The sequence below is a fragment of the Xenorhabdus sp. SGI240 genome (genome assembly GCF_040081915.1).
Taxonomy (GTDB): Bacteria; Pseudomonadota; Gammaproteobacteria; order Enterobacterales; family Enterobacteriaceae; genus Xenorhabdus; species Xenorhabdus bakwenae.
In genome coordinates this window covers 1-1,671 of record NZ_JBEBMB010000169.1, presented here as the reverse complement: position 1 = coordinate 1,671, position 1,671 = coordinate 1, and the positions used below count along the sequence as shown (strand labels likewise).

General features: G+C 42.9%; 2 protein-coding genes. One reads left to right on the top strand and one right to left on the bottom strand.

Going from position 1 to position 1,671, the window contains the following annotated elements; translation table 11 throughout:
• Positions 1-14: 14 nt before the first annotated feature.
• Positions 15-533: a LysR family transcriptional regulator gene (locus ABLA76_RS18050; RefSeq protein ID WP_348988961.1), complete on the bottom strand. Its 519-nt coding sequence runs from the start codon at positions 531-533 to the stop codon at positions 15-17.
• Between the two features lie 124 nt (positions 534-657).
• On the opposite strand from ABLA76_RS18050, the gene ABLA76_RS18045 reads away from it, so the two are divergent.
• Positions 658-1,671, top strand: a complete 1,014-nt coding sequence (locus tag ABLA76_RS18045; RefSeq protein WP_348988960.1) for an MFS transporter — start codon at positions 658-660, stop codon at positions 1,669-1,671.

The window sequence follows — 1,671 nt, the reverse complement described above, 5'->3', positions numbered from 1 at the left end:
AAGCAGAATTCGGGTTAATTAGGTGATGCGACTAAAATTCGTTTGTTCTCTGTTAATCGTCTGGCAATTAAACGTGAATCAGTTAAATTTGCCACTCTGATCGCTAAATCCATCTCGGCCTTATAAAGATCAACAACTTTGTCTGTCAAATGTAATATGAATCCTACAGACGGATATTTCTTTCTAAATTCTGCAATTGCATCAGTTACATAGGTTCTACCAAGGGGGACTGGTGCGGTCAGTCTAATCAAACCTGTGAGAGATTCATTACCATCCTTAGCTATTTCAGTTGCTTCTTCAACCAGTGTTAATGCAGTTCTCACTTTTTCAGCGATCGACTTTCCTTCAGGTGTAATGCGTAATGATCGAGTACTTCTTATAAAGAGGACGATGCCAAGGCTTTTCTCCAGGCGTGCAATTTGTTTACTGACAGTTGTGGGCGATAACCCCAAAGTTCGAGCTGCCGCAGTGAAACTTCCTGTATCGATGATTCTGATAAATACACTTAAATCTTCAAGGTTACGTAGTACCATTAGTGACACCTTATCATAAGTTTTTATCCATTATGGATATTTATTGCACTAAATAAAAATATGATACTGATTAGGCATTTTGAATTCAGATTAATGCATTTTGGGCGTATAAGGAGAATCTTCAATGCCATCCGTGATATATATATTCTCGCTTTGTGCATTTGCTATAGGGTTTACAGAATTTATTACTATTGGGCTGATATCTGTGATGTCGGTAGATCTTGGTGTAGATGTCACCAGTATTGGGTTAACAGTGACCGCCTATGCGTTAGGTGTTGTGATTGGGGCACCCGTTCTGACTGCACTCGCAGCTAATTGGTCGAGAAAACGCTTACTTCTTACCGCAATGTTGGCCTTTACTCTTGGAAATCTGATAGCAGCCGCATCAGCAAACTTGGTTCTTCTTTTAGCGGCACGGTTATTATCTGGTCTGGCACATGGTGTTTTTTTTGCTGTAGCTTCTGGAATAGCGGCTCGTCTGGTTCCGTCTGAACGTGCTGGAACCGCCCTCGCGTGGGTATTCGGTGGTGTTACTATTGCCATGTCCTTAGGTGTTCCCGTGGGAACTTGGCTGGGTAGTATACTGAATTGGCATGTCATATTTTTAGTTATTGCTGTTTGTGGGTTGGTTGGAACGATTGGTATTGGATTCAAAATGCCACAAGATTCCGGGGAGCGGGCTATGAAAGTGAAAGTAGCCGCGAGTTGGCGCCATCTTATTATCCTTTTTGATCGACGCTTACTGGCAGGAGCAAGCGTTCCAATGTTTTCCTATACTGCCTCATTTGCCCTGTACACATTTATTACCCCTATATTATTAACGATTACAGGAGTCAGTGCTGAAACAGCCAGTGGAGTGTTGCTTGCTTACGGTATTGGAGCCGCTATTGGCACGGTGTGGGGAGGGCGATTGACTGATCGAAAAGGAATGGATATTGCCTCACTGATTCTTCTTGTCGGTATTGCGGCTGTGCTCGCAGCGATGACTTTCAGTCTTACCAACTCTGTATTGATGATTGGTTTGACGGCCTTACTTGGTTTGGCAACGTATGGGGCAATTCCACCGTTGCAGTCAAGGATACTTATGTTAGCAAAGCGGCACACACCATATGCAATGGATATAGCAGAATCAACATAA

What these genes read in the sequence shown, in the direction of transcription:
- ABLA76_RS18045 (WP_348988960.1), top strand. Translation starts at nt 658, where the DNA reads ATGCCATCCGTGATATATATATTCTCGCTTTGTGCATTTGCTATAGGG.
- ABLA76_RS18050 (WP_348988961.1), bottom strand. Translation starts at nt 533, where the DNA reads ATGGTACTACGTAACCTTGAAGATTTAAGTGTATTTATCAGAATCATC.